This is a genomic window from Trichocoleus sp. DQ-A2 (assembly GCF_039961915.1).
GTDB lineage: Bacteria > Cyanobacteriota > Cyanobacteriia > Cyanobacteriales > FACHB-T130 > FACHB-T130.
The window spans coordinates 77,195-92,821 of the sequence record NZ_JAMPKD010000027.1; the positions used below are offsets into that span (position 1 = coordinate 77,195).

Here is a 15,627-nt window from a genome sequence, read left to right on the forward strand (position 1 = left end):
CGCTAACTATCGGTCTCCAAACCACCATTGCTCCCCTAAATCGAAATATAAAATTACAGTTTTCCATGTTCCGAAATCTGTAAATTGTTCCACAATTAAGGGAACCTCTATTAAGGAATTGTTATGGGCAAGGAAAAGGAAAAGGGTGGCAAAGAAGCCAAAAAGCCTAAAAAGGAATCTGACGGCACTAAGAAGCAGAAGAAAGATCCGAATAGACATGACGGACCACCAGGAGGGAAGTAAACCGAGCTAGACGAGTTCCGTCTTCATATGACCCGCCCCACTTGTAGGATACGGTTGGCATCCCGATCTAACCTCTCCCTAGCCCCTTTCCCTGCTAGGGAAGGGGCTAGGAAATTCGATTTGCCAAGCATGGCGTTTTAAGTTGATAGCCACGACCTCATTTGCTTAAAGCATAATCAAACCCAACCTCGCACCCAGAGTAACCGCCTCAGTCCGACTGGAAGCGTTGAGCTTTTGAAAGATTGATGATACGTGAAACTTGACGGTATGCTCAGAAATGCTCAACTGCTTGGCAATGTTCTTGTTCCCCATTCCCAGCGCCAGCATCCCTAAGACCTCGATCTCCCGTGGTGTCAGCGCCTGAATCGGGGAAGCAGGGAGTCGGCGTGCGGAGGACTCTCTGAGAGGCAGCAGAGAATCCATAAAGTCTGGATGCAGCACCATCAGCCCCAGCGCTGCTGTCACCACAGTTGCGACAATTTCCTCAGCCGTTGCCGTTCGCGGTAAGATTGCCCGCACGCCGACTTGCAAAACCGACTCTAGCCAAGTGCTGTGGGGGTTGTTCGCTAAGATGACAAGTGCCCAAGATTCTGCACCAAGCGCAAGTAATTTCTCTTCAGCCGGATCGTCATCTGAGAAGGAATAATCCAGCAACACTACATCGGGTTGTCGTTCCTCAAGCAGCTGCACCAGAGTGTCTGTGCTAGAGGAACTACCGACGATTTCCAGCACCTCAGAGGTGCGGATGATACTCTCCAACCCCGCACGCACGATGGGATTTTCGGCTGTCACCACGACCGAAATCACGCTGACTTCACCTCTGGAAAGGCTGGTTCGCCAGTGTCTTGAGGAGCCGATGCGATCGCGTAGCATCGTCTTCCAGAACGCAGAAATTCCAACGCTAGAGGCTTTCCGGGTTCGGCATACTTGAGAATGCTGAGCAGATCGTCAGGGGTATGAAAATATTCACCGTCCACGCCTATTAGCACGTCGCCTATTTGAAGACTCACCGAGGCAGCTAAACTCCCCGGCGCAACTTCCAACACCAATAAGCCCAAAACGCGCTGATTTTCTAAACGAAGCAGCACGGGACGGAGAGTAACGCCCAGAGAGAGTGGGCGATCGCGTTTGAGAAACCGTTCGACTCTGTTGCTGGGGATTGCCAATGCTAACCCATCGGCAATCATCGTGTTAATTGCGATCGCTCGCCCCCGTGCATCGGCAAGCAAACCCCCAGAATTTCCGGGTGCTAGCCGAATATCAGCCTTAACCCATCTTGGAGTGCTGAAGTCATCGGTGGCGTTAGTCGCGTGGATAATTCCCTTAGTGAGTGCGCCGACTAGACCCAGAGGATTTCCCACTGCCAGCACCAGTTCGCCGACTCGGAGAGCCTCAGAGTCGCCAACCGTGACGGCGGGAAGGTCAGTTGCCTCAACCTGGAGTGCCGCTAAATCCTGTCTGGAGTCGATATCAGTGCGGATAGCCTCAATGACTCGTCCATCCCAAAGTTCCACAATTGCCCGGTCGAAAGGGGCGACATGAGCGTTGGTGATAATCAAACCTTGAGAATTCCAGATTGTACCCGAGCCGCCACCCCCGCGACTGCTGCGGACTTGTACGGTACAACGGCGTAGTTGTTCGGCGATTTGCGACAACTCCAGGGCAATCTCTGCACTTGCACCTGTATTTTCTAGGGTTGCGATCGCGAAGCGCTGACTGGTCAAGTTCGCCATCTTAATCCTCCCTCGCCGGTCGTTCGCCAACGATGAGTGTGACTTCCAGGGGCGCACCCCCCCGAATCATCTGCACTTTCAGGCTTTTTCCGACGCTTTCCGTCCCCAACATCGCCTGCACGTTCTCCGTGTCGCTGACCGGATTGCCATCGATTGCGACTAGCACATCGCCAATCAGCACCCCAGCTTTATCCGCAGGACCATTCGGCTCAACGTTGACAACAATCACCCCACCATTAGAAGCCAGAGAAAGCGCACTCTTCAGCGTATCCGGCAAGCGAACCGGCTGCATTCCCAAACCCAGGTAGCCTCGTGCAATCCGCCCTTTAGAGAGCAACTGATTAACTACCCGGTTCACCGTAGACGCGGGAATGGTTAAAGCCATATTGCGAGGGCCGGAGGTGTTCATGCCTGCAACTTTACCGGCTGCATCGACCATCGGCCCGCCGGAGAATCCGGAGTAGAGGGTTAAATCAAGACGCACAAATCGATCGATCGAACCACCGCTCATACTACGCCAAGCATCCCCAATCGCGCTCACCACACCCATAGAGGCACTGACGCCGTTCTCAGTCCCTCGTCCGAGTGCAAGTGCCAGATGACCGACCTTTAGCGTTGCCGCATCGCCAATTTCCGCAACCGGGAATTCGATGTTTTCTAGCTTTAGGACAGCGACATCGGTGCTAGCGTCACGCCCCAGGATGGTAACGGGGACTGTCCGACCATCGGGTAAGGTGACGGTGATTTCCTCTTCGCGCTTGATGGTTTCGTCAGAGGTGACGATGATACCGGGTCGCCAGTGGATACCGCTTGAGGAGGAATTCCGCCTTAGCCATCCTCTTCTCCCGTAGGAGGTTCGCCCATTGACTGCAACAACTGAGGCACCGACTCGCTCAACAGTATCGGCTAAATTGTTGGACAGAGCCAGCAAGGTGCTGGATATCTCCGATGAAGATAAAGACATTCCATTTCTCCCATGCGATCGCTTTTACGGGACAGCTGCCAATCCGGTTCGGTAAACTCCCTCAACCCCTCTCCATCTCTCCCTAACCCTCCTCGCGGGGGTAGAGAAGCGGGTTCGGGGGTGAGGTCTGCCCGATCTAAACCGGATTGCCACTTCCTCCTGCTGATATCGTGCCGTTTTGAAGAGACGGGCGGCATCAGAGAAATGGGGAGAACTCACCCTAGAAAAATGGCTAGGGTTCCATGTATTCCTAATTACAAGTTAACTTTATGGGGGCTAACCCCTCTGGCAGAACTTCACCCGCCACGAAGGTAGTTCTTAAGAACGAGGTAAGCTGAGAGCGGTTTCTCCAACATAGACAGCAGGCAGGTCATGCAAAACGCAAAAAAAGTCTATGGAACCAACAGAAACCAATCCATCCCAAAAACTGGCAGACAAGAACTCCAAGCCAATTACTCAGGTACAACGAGATAGTGTAATTACCTCTGAAGACTTGCCTCCGAAGGCATTTCGCATCAGCCTGACGATAGCAACTCTGGCGATTGTGTTGCTGTTTTTTGGCTTTTACTTCGGCATCATTAATGTTTAGAGTATTGCTAGCAAGATGAGCTACTTTGCATTTCACCTTGTCTTTATCCTGCCACCAATCCTCTTTCTAGCATGGGTTCAACGCCAACCTCTAGCTGGTATCGGAGGACTGAGAGCGTGGTTAGGGCTACCCCTGATTGCGCTGATTGCCCTGATTTATACGACACCGTGGGACAATTACCTGGTTTGGCACGACGTATGGAACTATGGCACGGATCGGGTGGTGGGTACGATTGGCTACGTGCCCGTTGAGGAATATTTATTCTTCATCCTTCAGCCACTTCTAACAGGTCTGTGGCTGTACTGGTTGTTTCCTCTCACAACTGAGCCAGCACAGGAGGAGGATTCTCCTTGGCTGCGAGCATCTGGCATCGTTTTCTGGCTCGTTCTCAGCATTGCGGGAGCTTTTATGTTGCAGTCGGAGAAGACTGTGTACATGGGGCTAATTTTAGCTTGGGCATGCCCCATACTGGCGCTACAGTGGGGAGTTGGAGCAAAGCAACTCTGGGCGAGAAAAGATGCTTGGCTGATTGGCACTCTGATCCCCACAGTTTACCTGTGGATAGCCGACCGCATTGCCATCGGACAGAGCATTTGGAGCATTTCTGAGACCTATAGCACTGGATTTAAGCCGTTTGGGTTGCCGATTGAAGAGGCGACATTCTTTTTAATCACGAACCTGCTAGTGGTGCAAGGACTTTTACTGTTTCTATTGGTGGGGAAGATGCGATCGCTCCTACCACTCATCTCTTTCCCCATTCTCAATAATGGGCGACCAGAACTTCCAAAAGCTCTTGCTCAGGTAGAGCCTGGAAACGATACGGTTTAAGATGGTTGCCTCTATTTTCCACATCACCTTTTGGGAGTAAAACCGAGATGCCTATTAAGGAATTTTTAGAACAAATTTCTGACACGGTATGGGAAATTCCGGTTTCCTACAAGGAAGGGATGCGCGTTCCCGCCCGGATTTATGGGACAGAAAAGATAATTTCCGAATTAGATGAAGCGGTTTACGACCAAGTTACGAATGTAGCGACGCTGCCAGGAATCACCAAATATGCTATGTGTATGCCCGACGGACACTTTGGCTATGGTTTTCCCATTGGTGGCGTGGCGGCGATGGATGTGGAAAAGGGGGGCGTGATTTCCCCCGGCGGTATCGGTTTTGATATCAATTGCGGAATGCGCTTGATGGTTACAAACCTCACCTACCATGAAGTCAAACCCTATATCAAAAAGCTGGTAGATAGGCTCTACGAAAGGGTTCCTGCCGGAGTGGGAAGCAGCGGTTTTGTAAAATTATCGCGGAATGACTTTCGCAAAGTCGTCGAACAAGGCGCTCAGTGGTGCGTCAATAATGGCTATGGTTGGGAAGAAGATTTAGAATTCATTGAAGAAAACGGCTGCATTAAAGGTGCTGATTCTGCAAAGATTAGTGATAAGGCAATTGACCGGGGTTTTAATCAAATTGGAACTCTAGGATCTGGCAATCATTATTTAGAAATTCAAGTTGCTCGAAAGCAAGATATTTTCGATCCAGAGTTAGCCAAGACGATGGGAATTACCATGCCGGATCAGGTGGTGGTGATGTTCCACTGTGGAAGTCGCGGATTTGGTCATCAGGTAGCAACAGACTATCTGCAAAGATTTTTAAAGGTAATGGATAGCAAGTATGGAATTAAAATACTTGACCGAGAATTAGCTTGTGCGCCCTTTGATTCTCCGGAAGGACAAGCTTATTTCGCTGCGATGAAATGCGGCATCAATATGTCTTATGCCAATCGTCAAGTGATTCTGCATCGCATCCGCGAAGTATTTTCGGAAATCTTTGAGCGTTCGGCGGAAGACTTGGGGATGCACATGGTGTACGATGTGGCACATAATACCGCCAAGCTAGAGAGTCATGTTGTGGATGGGAAAAAGCGATCGCTCCTCGTCCATCGCAAAGGTGCAACTCGCGCTTTCGCACCGGGAATGGCAGATGTTCCGGAACGCTACAAAAATATTGGTCAGCCGGTTATCATTGGCGGCAGTATGGAAACCGGATCTTATTTATTAGTCGGCGTACCCACTGGCGACCAAACTTTCTTTAGCACTGCACACGGAAGCGGACGCACAATGAGTCGTACCAAGGCGCGAAAAGCTTGGAAGGGAGAAACACTCCTGAAAGATATGCAGAAGAAGGGCATATATGTCCGCAGTACCTCAATGTCTGGACTAGCAGAAGAAGCGGGTGCGGCTTACAAAGACATCGATGATGTGATTGAAGCGGCGGAGTTAGCGGGGATTAGCAAAAAGGTGGTGCGGTTGACACCGATTGGAAATATTAAAGGATGAAGCAAATTTAACATTTGCGCGATCGCCATCTCCTACTAAAATTCTGGCTTTTTAGGTTGCTCTAAAAATTCCAAATCTTTACAGAAACTAGGCTTACCTTTTTTGAAGTCACTAAGCTTGTATTTGTAGAGGGTTCCTTGTTTGGCAAACACTAAATTACCCAGAAAATCCCAAGTAGCCCAGTCAATAGAATCAAGAAGATCGGGATATTCATCTAACCTAAACTTGAAAGTATAGCCACGTTGCAAAAAACCTGTGTAATACATTCTTAATGTCGGATGCTCTCGACTCGGCTGCCAATACCAGCCGTCGTCATTTTCGCACTTGACCGTATACGTTTTGGAATTCTCAACTTTCACATTATTGCCGTAATTGTCTCCAGCTCTAGTCCATCCATCCCGCTCTAACCGGGGATATAGTACGCCTAAATCTTCTCCTCCAAACTGGGAATTCAACTGTCCTAATTTAAAAGGGATGCTGCCTTTTGGCTGTCCCAAGCCATTCAATAACAGTTCTTTCTCATCTTTCCAATAGCCTCCTCCAAACCACGTTCCCATATTGTCTGCCTCCAAGTGGGTTTTTAACCGAGGCAACAGACAAACCCCGCTCCAGGTGTTGCCATTACGCCCCCCCATCGCCAAATAAACCATCCATTTTCCATCGAAAGATATATCGCATCTTTTTGGATATAACTTACCGTTAAACCAAGACCCATATTCTAGGCAATCGTCTTCTGTATTCCAACGAATGATGTGGAAAACTTTTGACGGCTTTCGTCTGATTACAGCGACGTAGGGCGAGCCTTTAGCCGGAAGTAAATGTATTCTCGCTGGAATTTCTTCAATCATCGCAGTGCAGTTCCATCAAAGGGATAGTTTATGCAGGTACGCACGCCACTTACAGTCATTACGGGACCACTCGGAAGCGGAAAAACAACTCTGCTTCGTCACATTCTCGACTCTTTTCCTAAAAAGATTGCCATTTTGATGAATGAATTTGGCGAAATTGGTATCGATACCAAAATCATTCAAGGCAAAAATGTCCAAATGGCGGATCTCGGTGGTGGTTGCGTCTGCTGTTCGCTGTTAGGCGAGTTTGAAGCCGCTGTCAATGAAATCATTGATAGCGTTGACCCGGATAATATTGTGGTGGAGACAACTGGAGTTGCAGAACCAGATGCGCTGGTGTTCGACATTCAAGAAAGCTTAACTAAAGTGCGACTGGATGGAGTTGTCACGGTTATCGATGCAGATGCAATGGTGAAATATCCGTCGGTAGGACATACCACTCGGATACAAATAGAAGCAGCAGACACCCTCCTTTTGAACAAAGTTGATTTGGTTTCCGAAAGCGAGTTAAAGGCGATAGAAGATAAATTGCGCTCCTTCAACGAAGTCGCCTCAATTTTGCACACTAAGCGATGCCAAGTAGACCCAGATTTGCTATTTGGGATTGGTCGAGAGCGAGTTCAACCGCAACCTCATCACGTTCACCAACTTGAATTTGAATCATTTAGCACGACAAGTCCTGCCACTTTCGATCGGCAATGTTTTGGAGAATTTGCCGACTCACTTGGGACAGATGTTTACCGGGCGAAAGGTTTTGTACGATTTCCTGAAGGAAACTATCTATTTAATTTCGTGGCTGGACGTTGGGATCTGGAGCCATTTGAACAAGAGGGCACGGAGCTAGTTTTTATTGGGAAACAGGTAAGCGATCGCAAGGAAGAAATTATTAGTCAGTTAAAGACGTGTGAGCAATAGTCCTATGCCTTATGAGTTTCTCGAAGATGTTGCCACTGCTGATATTGCTTTTCACGCTTGGGGAAAGGATTTAGAGGAGCTTTTCATCGCAGCGGGTGATGCAACCCTTAACGTGATGATTGATAATCTGGATGCGATCGCGCTAACCGAGACGCGCACCTTCAGCTTAGAAAATGATGAATTGGATATGCTGCTGTTTAATTTCCTGCAAGAATTCATCTACTACAAAGACAGCGAATTACTACTGCTGAGGGCGCAACAGGTTGAGATATCCGAGAAAGATGGAGTGCATCAGCTAAGTGCGGTTACAACGGGAGAAAAGCTAGATAGCGATCGCCATCAACAACGGGTAGATGTTAAGGCTGTTACTTTACACCAGTTCCAATTGGAAAAAACAGATGACGGTTGGACAGCAATGGTGATTCTTGATATTTAGTGCATATCTCCAAAAAGGTCTTGCAAATTGTAAATACCGATGCGGATATTTATAAGATTGCAGCGAATATAGCGGTTCTCAATCGAGTGGAATATAGGTTGTGTTTGGAGGGGCAATTCATGAATTGCCCCTCCTGTTTACTTTCTCAAAGAATAGCTAATTTTCCCTTAAGCCAGTGACATTCGATTTAAATACTCTGATAGGGGAAAATATTACACAAGTGAAGTCTCTCTAGCCTACGGCACGCTACGCTAACGCCGACTCACCAAAAGCCCAAGTTTGGAAACCTGCGAAGGCAGATTTCGTCTTGTATCCATAGCTTACAGGATATCCTTATCCTTCCAATCGCAGTGGGTATTTATAAACATCCTTTCAAGAGGAAATTTTTCCTATAATGCACAATTTTATAGAACCGCTGGGTAACTGGAATCCCCAACTGTTGCGGGAACTCAAAGGACGTCTTAAACCTCGCAACATTCTGTTGGCAAGTGTTATCTCTGCGCTGGGTCAATTTGGAATATTCATGTATTTTCAAACCCATCTGCCGAATCCTATTAACCGAATCGCGGATATCTACAATAAATATTGCACGGGCAAGCCCCTTCCTAATAGTAAAGAACCGCTATGTCTGTTGGATGGATTGGGCAATTTGGTTATCAACTCGCAATTATGGTCACTAGACCGATTTATATCCCTGAGCATTATTGGCATCTTAATCCTGTTACTAGCAGGAACCTATTTGCTAATTAGTGATTTGGCTACTGAAAAACGTCGCGGCACCCTCAATTTCACTCGGCTCAGCCCTCACTCTACTGCGAGTATTTTAACGGGAAAACTGCTGGGGGTTCCAATTTTGATTTATCTGGTAGCCGTCGTTGCAGTTCCTTTCCATTTGTGGGCTGGACTTGCAGCCAAAATTTCTTTAGGACAAATATTGAGTTTCTATGGGGTTCTCGTTGGTAGCTGTATTTTCTTTTACAGTGCTGCGTTGTTATATGGCCTTGTCAGTTCTTGGCTGGGCGGTTTTCAAGGTTGGTTAGGCAGTGGTACGGTTCTGGCTTTACTAATGCTAACTAAGGGAATAAGTACGACCAGTTACTATAATTCAACGACTTGGCTGAAGCTGCTTAACCCCTTTTGCCTAATCCCACATTTGTCTGCTAGTTCTTTTAATGAATCTTTTGCCACAGGGTTAGAAGGGTTTAAGTGGTTTAGCTTACCATTGGGTGACAGTGTTTTAACTGCCGTAGGCTTTGTGCTGTTAAACTACAGCATTTTGATTTGGTTTATTTGGCAAGCTTGGCAGCGTTGTTTTCGTAATCCCAATGCCACTATGTTAAGTAAGCAGCAGAGTTATTTATTAACTGCTTGCTTTACAGTTTTGACTCTAGGATGTGCCAATTACAACTCCATAGAAAATCGTAGCGTTTACGCTGCGCCGCTGTTAGAAAACCTCTTGGCGCTATCGTTGTTGAATCTGTTGCTATACCTCTGTTTAATTGCTGCTGTGACGCCTCATCGCCAAACTCTACAGGATTGGGTAAGCGCTCGACCCAAGAGGGGTTCTAATAGCAAGAGATTCGCTGATAGCTCGTTGGTAAAGGATTTAATTTGGGGTGAAAAAAGTCCAGCGGTAGTAGCGATCGCGCTGAATGTAGTGATTGCGATCATCCCCTTGGCTTTATTTATTTTACTGTCCCCTGCACAATCCGCTACTGGTATAAATGCTGTTGTAAAAGTAAATGAGAGCAGAACTGGGGCGTTGTTTGGTCTTACTTTAGGGGCTAGCTTAATCCTAATTTACGCAAGCATAGCCCAACTGCGATTATTCATGCGAACTCAGCAACGGACGCTCTGAGCAGCGGGAACGCTAGGGGCACTAATTGTATTGCCCCAACTATTTTTGCGGTACTGAGAATTCACCATTTCGATCCCTTGGCGGTGCTGTCGCTGTCTATTGTCTCTCCTTTCGCTCTCTTACTAGGCTCGGAGAAAATTTTTCTGCTAATTCCGGGTCTGGGACTAATACTGGTATTGTTGAACCTGCAACTGACACGCCAGTTGCGGCAAGCAGGCAAGCAAATCAAAGGCTCCAGCCACGTCACCTCGTAGTGAGAAACGCGCGATCGCCATCAACAGCGAGTAGATGTTAAGGCTGTTACTTTACACCAGTTCCAATTGGAAGAAACCGATGACGGTTGGACGGCGATGGTGATTCTTGATATTTAGCGCGTGTCTGTGAATTCGAGAATTGAGAGCAATTTCCTTTCCCCCTCCTCTGGAACCGTAAAGTGAGTAACTTCCAATCTATAATGCTAATTTTTAACTTTAGATGTGAACACAAAATACTAGGATTTCCAAGGCTTAAGGCGTAGCAAAAGAACCCACCACCAAGGCATCATCCTACGATTTATGTGAACTGTCAGAAATCGAGGTGCTACTCCTAGAAGAGGCAAATAACCTTCAGGCTTGTTTACTGCATTATGGCTATAATCAATAGCCATAATCCATTGACCTTGGTTATACCAACCCAAGTTCTCTCCAAATATAGGCCAACGTTTGCTCAATCGATCAGAATAGTCCTCGATGCACTTCAGCCTTTCATAGTCAGAAAGGCAAGTTTCTGGAGTCACTTTGCTATCACGGAATGTATATTCCAATACACGCCTCTGCACACTAAATCCAAACCTGCTATTACTGTATTTCAGCCAAAGACTGTCGATAGTTTGCAAATCAACGAGCGGGAAATTATTAACGTTTTCTCCGCCAAATACTTCACGCATTAATGCCATAGTTTCTACATCTGCTGCCTGCCAGTCATTCTCTGCTAATAAATCGCGTAAAATTCTGTAGTTTTTCCCAAGTTCTGAACTTAAAACATCAGGGTACTCGGATGAGCTTGATTGCATTAGTGGCTCTTGATTCATTATCTCAGATTGTAATGGGGCTTCTTCTGTCTCAATTGTTTGATTTAACCCATCAATTATAGAAGCGGGTGCTTGAGTTGTTCGCAAACTACGCAGTTTGGTTATTTCTTGGTAGAGTAATTCTCTGTATCGTTTAACTTCTTGCAGCGTTAAGCCTTTACTTTGAGAAGTTTTGGAATCGTACTCATCATGGCAATCCAAACAAAGAAAAGCGAGGTTGTCTAACTTGTTGTTTGTATTGTCATGATCAAGATGAGCTATTTGCCCTTTTATTACATCAAACTTTTGATATAAGCCAAAGCAAATGCAACATCTTCTTGCGCTTTGAGTAAGCACTTCTATTTCGATACTTGGAGGTATGGGTTTTCGCCCCATATATTATTACCTCTTACAAAACTGTTAGTGAGCAAGTAAGGAGAGCAGTACGCTCAATTCCATTCTTAAAAGTCAAGTGAGGAAGCAGCACTTGGTAGAACCCTGAAGAAAGTCAACTTGTGGGCGATTACCTTACAACTTCATCCAGCCGATCGCGTTTCATGGTCAGTAGATGCGACGAGAGTCTAGTTTACCAACACTCTGCGGTGTACTGCGCGATCGCTGCTAGGTATGAGAATTACCACTACCCTGTCTAGTTAAAATACAAGCAGTAAGCCACGCCTAGGAGTTGTCATGGTACAGTACAACCCGTTGCAGCATCTTCCCACCGCTGAAGAACTGCCTGAAACTGACCATAAGCCTGTGGAAAGTCAACTACAAATTCTGGTTGCCAACTTGTTGGAAGAAATCCTGGCTTGGCTTTGGCAGAAACGCACAGACTGGTTTTGGGGCATCAACATGGGGGTTTATTATGACCCTGGAAAATCTGCAATTGTCCCTGATGGATTCTTAAGCTTGGGAGTTGAACGGTTGACTCGTGCTGGGGGGCGGTTGAGTTATGTTATCTGGCAAGAGGACAAGGTTCCTCTTCTGGCACTTGAGTATGTCTCTAAAACTTACGGTCAAGAGTACGACAGCAAGAAAGAAGAGTATGCCAGTATTGGCGTGTCGTACTATGCGATCTACAACCCGGAGTACCATAGGCGTGACAAGCACAATCCCTTTGAGGTTTATCGCTTGGTGGATGGGCAGTATGTGCTGCAATCCGACGAACCAGTGTGGATACCTGAGATTGGCTCAGGAATTGGGAGGGCGCAGGGTACTTATCGGGCTTGGACGCGGGAGTGGCTGTACTGGTACGACCAGAATGGTAATCAACTCTCTACACCCTCGGAAGTTGCACAGCAGGAGCGTCAACGGGCAGAGCGTTTGGCTGAGCGACTGCGGCAGATGGGAGTTGACCCGGATACTCTGTAGAAATGCGATAAGCCTGACGGCATGCTTCGCTAACGCACGGTAGTAATTTATCAGTGCGATCGCATCTGGATCTATTCCAGTTCAAGTTGAGCGATAAGCGAAGAGCTTTCGCAACGCTTACCCGCTTTTCTCAATTTCAGCTTGGGTGCTGGAAGCGATCGCTCCAAATTTCCTTCTCCCTCTCGCTATTACCTATCTGCTGAACCCTTATCGATAGTTTCCCAAAATACATCATTCTTTATACAGAGAAATTAATCGCAAACAAATTTCTCTGATATTTAGACAATACTCATTCACTATTTTAAGGCTAAATAGTTTATCCCCCCTACCCCCTTCTACCTTTAACAACCTGAGGTGCTGTAGTCTTAAAAACTAAAAGTTGGGGGGATTGCTTTTTTTTGCAGACGCTTCGTGAAAAAAATACTTCAGAGATTTAGTCAATACTCATTCACCATTTTCAGGCTAAATATTCTATCCCCCCTACCCCCTTCTACTCTTAACCGGGTGATATGCGCTAGACAAAGGAGTTGGGGATCGGGGGGGATTAGTGATTACGAATAAGTTGCTGAAATGAGATAAGTTTTACCACTTTGGAAAGAACATTATAAGATTTGTTTCAAATAATATAGTTAAAAGAAAACAGTTTGGAGCGAGCTTATGCAGATTGTAGATAGAGAAGAAAATTTGAGCTACAAACATTACAGCAGCGAATGGAAATGGGGTTTTACCCCTAGCGCTGAAATTTGGAATGGTCGTTTGGCAATGGTGGGCATTGTGATTGCTGTCCTCATTGATTTAGTAAGCGGTCAGGGAGTCTTGCAGTTTTGGGGAATAATCTAAGCAAGGCGATCTATTGCTAATTCCTCTTACCGTTACTCACCTTTAAATCTGACTTCCTTCTTTTTACAAAGTCGTGTTTGGAATTTAAATAATGCAAACTTTGCCAGAAAAAACAGAACAACAATATACTGAAGCTGCCATTAACATAGAACAAGGCTTCACACCAAATTCGGAAATTTGGAATGGTCGCTTTGCCATGCTCGGTTTTGTATCCATCCTCACTATAGAGGCATTAAGTGGGCAAGGCATCGTTCATTTCTGGGGCGATATCCTCAGCAATCTTTGGTAATTGTTCTAATCAATTAAACTCATTGAAATCTAAATTTGGAGCATCATTATGACATCTGAACAACCAAAAAATCCCAATCAAACTGACGCTGTGCAACACGATAGCGAAACCCCTTTTGCAAAGAAACCTTCTGTTCTATTTATCCTCAGCACTTCAATAGGAGTTATCACCATTCTCACGGTGGTTATAAGTGTTTATCGCGGAGTAGCTGGTTTGTAGTTCTACTCAATAGAAGTTATAAAGGCTGGCATTTTCTGAAGGAAGTGTCAGCCTTTAGATATTTCTAAAAAATTAAGTCACTCAACTTAAGGTTGCTAACGCAAGGTAGTGATATTAAATCGGGCTAAACACTTTCTCACCAAAACTCTAAGATGTAGTGCGCGATCGCTTATCGCTGAGTCACTAACATCTTCATCCCATGTTTTGGGCGGAGTGTTAACGAGGGTTGCAGCACCACCGGATACTCTGGTTGTAGCGTCAGGCGAAACTTTTGCGCGATCGCTGCCAGCAGTAAACTTGCCTCCATCATGGCAAAAGCCTTGCCAATGCAGATTCGCGACCCGCCACCAAAAGGAAAATAGGCAAAGGTGGGCAACTTCTTGATGAAATTATCTGCCCAACGATCCGGGTGAAAAACTTCTGGATTTTCAAAGAAGCGAGGATCTCGGTGCATCGCCCACTGATTGATAAACACAGTTGTACCCGCTTTTACCTCATACCCCCCCAGAACGCAGTCTTCTACGGCACGTCGGCTCATTCCCCACACTGGCGGATACAGTCGCATTGATTCCAACACAACTCGCTCTGTATAAGGCAACTGACGTAAATCGGCAACCGTGGGTGCGCGATCACCCAACACTGTCTTTAATTCTTCTTGCAATTTCGCTTCTACTTCTGGGTGTTGTGCAAGTAGAAACCATGTCCATGTCATAGCGTTAGCAGTCGTTTCGTGACCCGCCAAAAAGAGAGTCATTGCCTCATCTCGCACTTGGCGATCGCTCATCCCAGTTCCATCAGATTCATCCCGCACTTGAAGCAATAAAGAGAGTAAATCGCCTGTGTCCTTACCGCTAGCTCGTCGCTCGTTAATAATGCGATAGACAATCGCATCCAATTTTTCAATTGCTCGTTGGTAGCGTAAGTTACTAGGAGTAGGCACCCAACCAGGAAGGAAATATTGATTAGCAAGATTGGAATTAAAATCCATCACTGCATTTAGTGCCGCCTGCACTCCTTCCGCTTCATCTTTAATATCAACATCAAACAGTGTTTTTGACACAATTTCTTCGGTCAGCAACATCATATCTTGATGAATATCGCGGATTTCGCCATCGCGCCATTGGTCAATTAATTGCTCAGTATAGTCAACCATTACCTTTCCATAGGCGACAATTCGTTCCTGATGAAAAGCTGGTTGAACCAGACGGCGTTGACGCTGCCAAAAGTCGCCTTCGCTGGTTAGTAAGCCGTTACCTACAACGCGCAATCCGCGTCGGTACACGCTACTTTTAACAAAGTTGGGATATTGAGTGACCAAGACTTGCTCGATCAAGTCGGGATGGTTCGCTAAAAAAGCTGGAAATGGCCCAAACTGCCAGCAAACAAGATCGCCATACTCTCTAGCACATTTGCTCAAGAACTTAAGTGGATCGCGGTTTATTTCTGGAAGATGACCTACAAGAAAATGACCTTTAGGGCCAGGTGGTAAATGTACTGCGGGCATAAACAAATCGGTTAAAAATGCTTTTAGGGATAATCAAATGGTTTTATGGCTGCTCATGCCGAAACGTAGCTATTATCTCGGTTTTGTTGAGTTCTAGCTGTAAAAAACCACTTTCAAGCCTTACCCGACGGAACAGCGACGATTACAGCGATCGCTACTTTTTCTTAAAGAGCGCCTATCTAAATTTTAACTAAAACAAATTTTTTCAAAATCAAATGGCATTTGCATCGAACGCGAACATCCTGGGGACGCGCTTTGCGATCGTTTCTGCCATCCCTCGTCTGCAAAAGTGCAGGACAGCACAAGCGTAAGCAATACTATAGCAACCGCCAAGATAGTTAGGACGTAGAGTAGAGATCACCTGTTGTCCTGAAGTTATTCAAGCTGCTCATGGCAAACCCCTATAGTTATGACCTGCGTCAGAAGGTGAT

Annotated in this window: 18 protein-coding genes and 1 pseudogene; 12 read left to right on the top strand and 7 right to left on the bottom strand. The window is 46.3% G+C overall.

The annotated features are described in order from the left end of the window. Positions 1-408: 408 nt before the first annotated feature. Genes NC997_RS22670 through NC997_RS22685 form a run of 4 tightly spaced genes read right to left on the bottom strand, consistent with a single transcriptional unit; the run spans position 409 to position 3,137 of the window. On the bottom strand, positions 409-1,050 hold the full coding sequence (locus NC997_RS22670) for a LuxR C-terminal-related transcriptional regulator (RefSeq protein ID WP_190524153.1): 642 nt from the start codon (positions 1,048-1,050) through the stop codon (positions 409-411). After that, a complete protein-coding gene (locus NC997_RS22675; protein WP_190524119.1) occupies positions 1,047-1,976 on the bottom strand; it encodes a trypsin-like peptidase domain-containing protein in 930 nt (309 codons plus the stop codon). Before NC997_RS22675 ends, NC997_RS22670 begins: the two co-directional genes overlap by 4 nt. A 1-nt stretch (position 1,977) precedes the next feature. After that, positions 1,978-2,940, bottom strand: a complete 963-nt coding sequence (locus NC997_RS22680; RefSeq protein WP_190524122.1) for a trypsin-like peptidase domain-containing protein — start codon at positions 2,938-2,940, stop codon at positions 1,978-1,980. Then, positions 2,883-3,137: a hypothetical protein gene (locus NC997_RS22685; RefSeq protein WP_190411567.1), complete on the bottom strand. Its 255-nt coding sequence runs from the start codon at positions 3,135-3,137 to the stop codon at positions 2,883-2,885. The genes NC997_RS22680 and NC997_RS22685 overlap by 58 nt, the downstream gene beginning before the upstream one ends. A 197-nt stretch (positions 3,138-3,334) precedes the next feature. Here NC997_RS22685 and NC997_RS22690 point away from each other — a divergent pair, with 197 nt between their 5' ends. The 3 genes from NC997_RS22690 to NC997_RS22700 are packed head-to-tail and all read left to right on the top strand — an operon-like array spanning position 3,335 to position 5,865. Further along, on the top strand, positions 3,335-3,529 hold the full coding sequence (locus NC997_RS22690) for a hypothetical protein (protein WP_190411566.1): 195 nt from the start codon (positions 3,335-3,337) through the stop codon (positions 3,527-3,529). 15 nt (positions 3,530-3,544) lie between these two features. Beyond that, complete coding sequence (locus NC997_RS22695) at positions 3,545-4,357, top strand: lycopene cyclase domain-containing protein (protein ID WP_190524124.1); 813 nt, start codon at positions 3,545-3,547, stop codon at positions 4,355-4,357. 47 nt (positions 4,358-4,404) lie between these two features. Next, positions 4,405-5,865, top strand: coding sequence for an RtcB family protein (locus NC997_RS22700; protein WP_190524126.1), 1,461 nt, complete (start codon positions 4,405-4,407; stop codon positions 5,863-5,865). A gap of 35 nt (positions 5,866-5,900) precedes the next feature. On the opposite strand, the gene NC997_RS22705 is transcribed toward NC997_RS22700, so the two are convergent. Continuing rightward, positions 5,901-6,713, bottom strand: a complete 813-nt coding sequence (locus NC997_RS22705; protein ID WP_190432582.1) for a hypothetical protein — start codon at positions 6,711-6,713, stop codon at positions 5,901-5,903. Positions 6,714-6,743: 30 nt separating this feature from the next. Here NC997_RS22705 and NC997_RS22710 point away from each other — a divergent pair, with 30 nt between their 5' ends. The 5 genes and pseudogenes from NC997_RS22710 to NC997_RS22730 form a co-directional block, all read left to right on the top strand. Beyond that, a complete protein-coding gene (locus tag NC997_RS22710) occupies positions 6,744-7,628 on the top strand; it encodes a GTP-binding protein (protein ID WP_190432584.1) in 885 nt (294 codons plus the stop codon). Between the two features lie 4 nt (positions 7,629-7,632). Further along, positions 7,633-8,064: an archease gene (locus tag NC997_RS22715; RefSeq protein WP_190411720.1), complete on the top strand. Its 432-nt coding sequence runs from the start codon at positions 7,633-7,635 to the stop codon at positions 8,062-8,064. Between the two features lie 394 nt (positions 8,065-8,458). Then, positions 8,459-9,922: a hypothetical protein gene (locus NC997_RS22720; RefSeq protein ID WP_190524128.1), complete on the top strand. Its 1,464-nt coding sequence runs from the start codon at positions 8,459-8,461 to the stop codon at positions 9,920-9,922. An 83-nt stretch (positions 9,923-10,005) separates the two neighbouring features. After that, positions 10,006-10,176: a hypothetical protein gene (locus NC997_RS22725; RefSeq protein WP_190411560.1), complete on the top strand. Its 171-nt coding sequence runs from the start codon at positions 10,006-10,008 to the stop codon at positions 10,174-10,176. Between the two features lie 15 nt (positions 10,177-10,191). Next, positions 10,192-10,293: pseudogene (locus NC997_RS22730) on the top strand (archease); the annotation flags it as partial. A 119-nt stretch (positions 10,294-10,412) separates the two neighbouring features. On the opposite strand, the gene NC997_RS22735 reads toward NC997_RS22730, so the two are convergent. After that, the gene (locus tag NC997_RS22735) at positions 10,413-11,366 is read right to left on the bottom strand and encodes a GUN4 domain-containing protein (RefSeq protein WP_190524130.1); all 954 of its coding nucleotides are present in this window, start codon (positions 11,364-11,366) and stop codon (positions 10,413-10,415) included. Positions 11,367-11,660: 294 nt separating this feature from the next. On the opposite strand from NC997_RS22735, the gene NC997_RS22740 reads away from it, so the two are divergent. From NC997_RS22740 to NC997_RS22755, 4 genes are all read left to right on the top strand, one after another. Continuing rightward, positions 11,661-12,344: a Uma2 family endonuclease gene (locus tag NC997_RS22740; protein WP_190524133.1), complete on the top strand. Its 684-nt coding sequence runs from the start codon at positions 11,661-11,663 to the stop codon at positions 12,342-12,344. A gap of 657 nt (positions 12,345-13,001) precedes the next feature. Further along, positions 13,002-13,184 (top strand): chlorophyll a/b-binding protein, encoded by a 183-nt coding sequence (locus NC997_RS22745; protein WP_190524136.1) that lies wholly within the window; start codon positions 13,002-13,004, stop codon positions 13,182-13,184. 91 nt (positions 13,185-13,275) lie between these two features. Beyond that, entirely contained in the window at positions 13,276-13,473 is a 198-nt protein-coding gene (locus NC997_RS22750) for a chlorophyll a/b-binding protein (protein ID WP_190524139.1), read from the top strand. Positions 13,474-13,521: 48 nt separating this feature from the next. Further along, positions 13,522-13,692 (top strand): hypothetical protein, encoded by a 171-nt coding sequence (locus tag NC997_RS22755; RefSeq protein ID WP_190524142.1) that lies wholly within the window; start codon positions 13,522-13,524, stop codon positions 13,690-13,692. A gap of 169 nt (positions 13,693-13,861) precedes the next feature. Here the strand turns inward: NC997_RS22755 and NC997_RS22760 are convergent, their stop codons facing one another. After that, on the bottom strand, positions 13,862-15,196 hold the full coding sequence (locus NC997_RS22760) for a cytochrome P450 (protein WP_190524145.1): 1,335 nt from the start codon (positions 15,194-15,196) through the stop codon (positions 13,862-13,864). Between the last annotated feature and the right edge of the window lie 431 nt (positions 15,197-15,627).

What these genes read in the sequence shown, in the direction of transcription:
- NC997_RS22675 (WP_190524119.1), bottom strand. Translation starts at nt 1,976, where the DNA reads ATGGCGAACTTGACCAGTCAGCGCTTCGCGATCGCAACCCTAGAAAAT.
- NC997_RS22680 (WP_190524122.1), bottom strand. Translation starts at nt 2,940, where the DNA reads ATGTCTTTATCTTCATCGGAGATATCCAGCACCTTGCTGGCTCTGTCC.
- NC997_RS22685 (WP_190411567.1), bottom strand. Translation starts at nt 3,137, where the DNA reads ATGCCGCCCGTCTCTTCAAAACGGCACGATATCAGCAGGAGGAAGTGG.
- NC997_RS22690 (WP_190411566.1), top strand. Translation starts at nt 3,335, where the DNA reads ATGGAACCAACAGAAACCAATCCATCCCAAAAACTGGCAGACAAGAAC.
- NC997_RS22695 (WP_190524124.1), top strand. Translation starts at nt 3,545, where the DNA reads ATGAGCTACTTTGCATTTCACCTTGTCTTTATCCTGCCACCAATCCTC.
- NC997_RS22700 (WP_190524126.1), top strand. Translation starts at nt 4,405, where the DNA reads ATGCCTATTAAGGAATTTTTAGAACAAATTTCTGACACGGTATGGGAA.
- NC997_RS22705 (WP_190432582.1), bottom strand. Translation starts at nt 6,713, where the DNA reads ATGATTGAAGAAATTCCAGCGAGAATACATTTACTTCCGGCTAAAGGC.
- NC997_RS22710 (WP_190432584.1), top strand. Translation starts at nt 6,744, where the DNA reads ATGCAGGTACGCACGCCACTTACAGTCATTACGGGACCACTCGGAAGC.
- NC997_RS22715 (WP_190411720.1), top strand. Translation starts at nt 7,633, where the DNA reads ATGCCTTATGAGTTTCTCGAAGATGTTGCCACTGCTGATATTGCTTTT.
- NC997_RS22720 (WP_190524128.1), top strand. Translation starts at nt 8,459, where the DNA reads ATGCACAATTTTATAGAACCGCTGGGTAACTGGAATCCCCAACTGTTG.
- NC997_RS22735 (WP_190524130.1), bottom strand. Translation starts at nt 11,366, where the DNA reads ATGGGGCGAAAACCCATACCTCCAAGTATCGAAATAGAAGTGCTTACT.
- NC997_RS22740 (WP_190524133.1), top strand. Translation starts at nt 11,661, where the DNA reads ATGGTACAGTACAACCCGTTGCAGCATCTTCCCACCGCTGAAGAACTG.
- NC997_RS22745 (WP_190524136.1), top strand. Translation starts at nt 13,002, where the DNA reads ATGCAGATTGTAGATAGAGAAGAAAATTTGAGCTACAAACATTACAGC.
- NC997_RS22750 (WP_190524139.1), top strand. Translation starts at nt 13,276, where the DNA reads ATGCAAACTTTGCCAGAAAAAACAGAACAACAATATACTGAAGCTGCC.
- NC997_RS22755 (WP_190524142.1), top strand. Translation starts at nt 13,522, where the DNA reads ATGACATCTGAACAACCAAAAAATCCCAATCAAACTGACGCTGTGCAA.
- NC997_RS22760 (WP_190524145.1), bottom strand. Translation starts at nt 15,196, where the DNA reads ATGCCCGCAGTACATTTACCACCTGGCCCTAAAGGTCATTTTCTTGTA.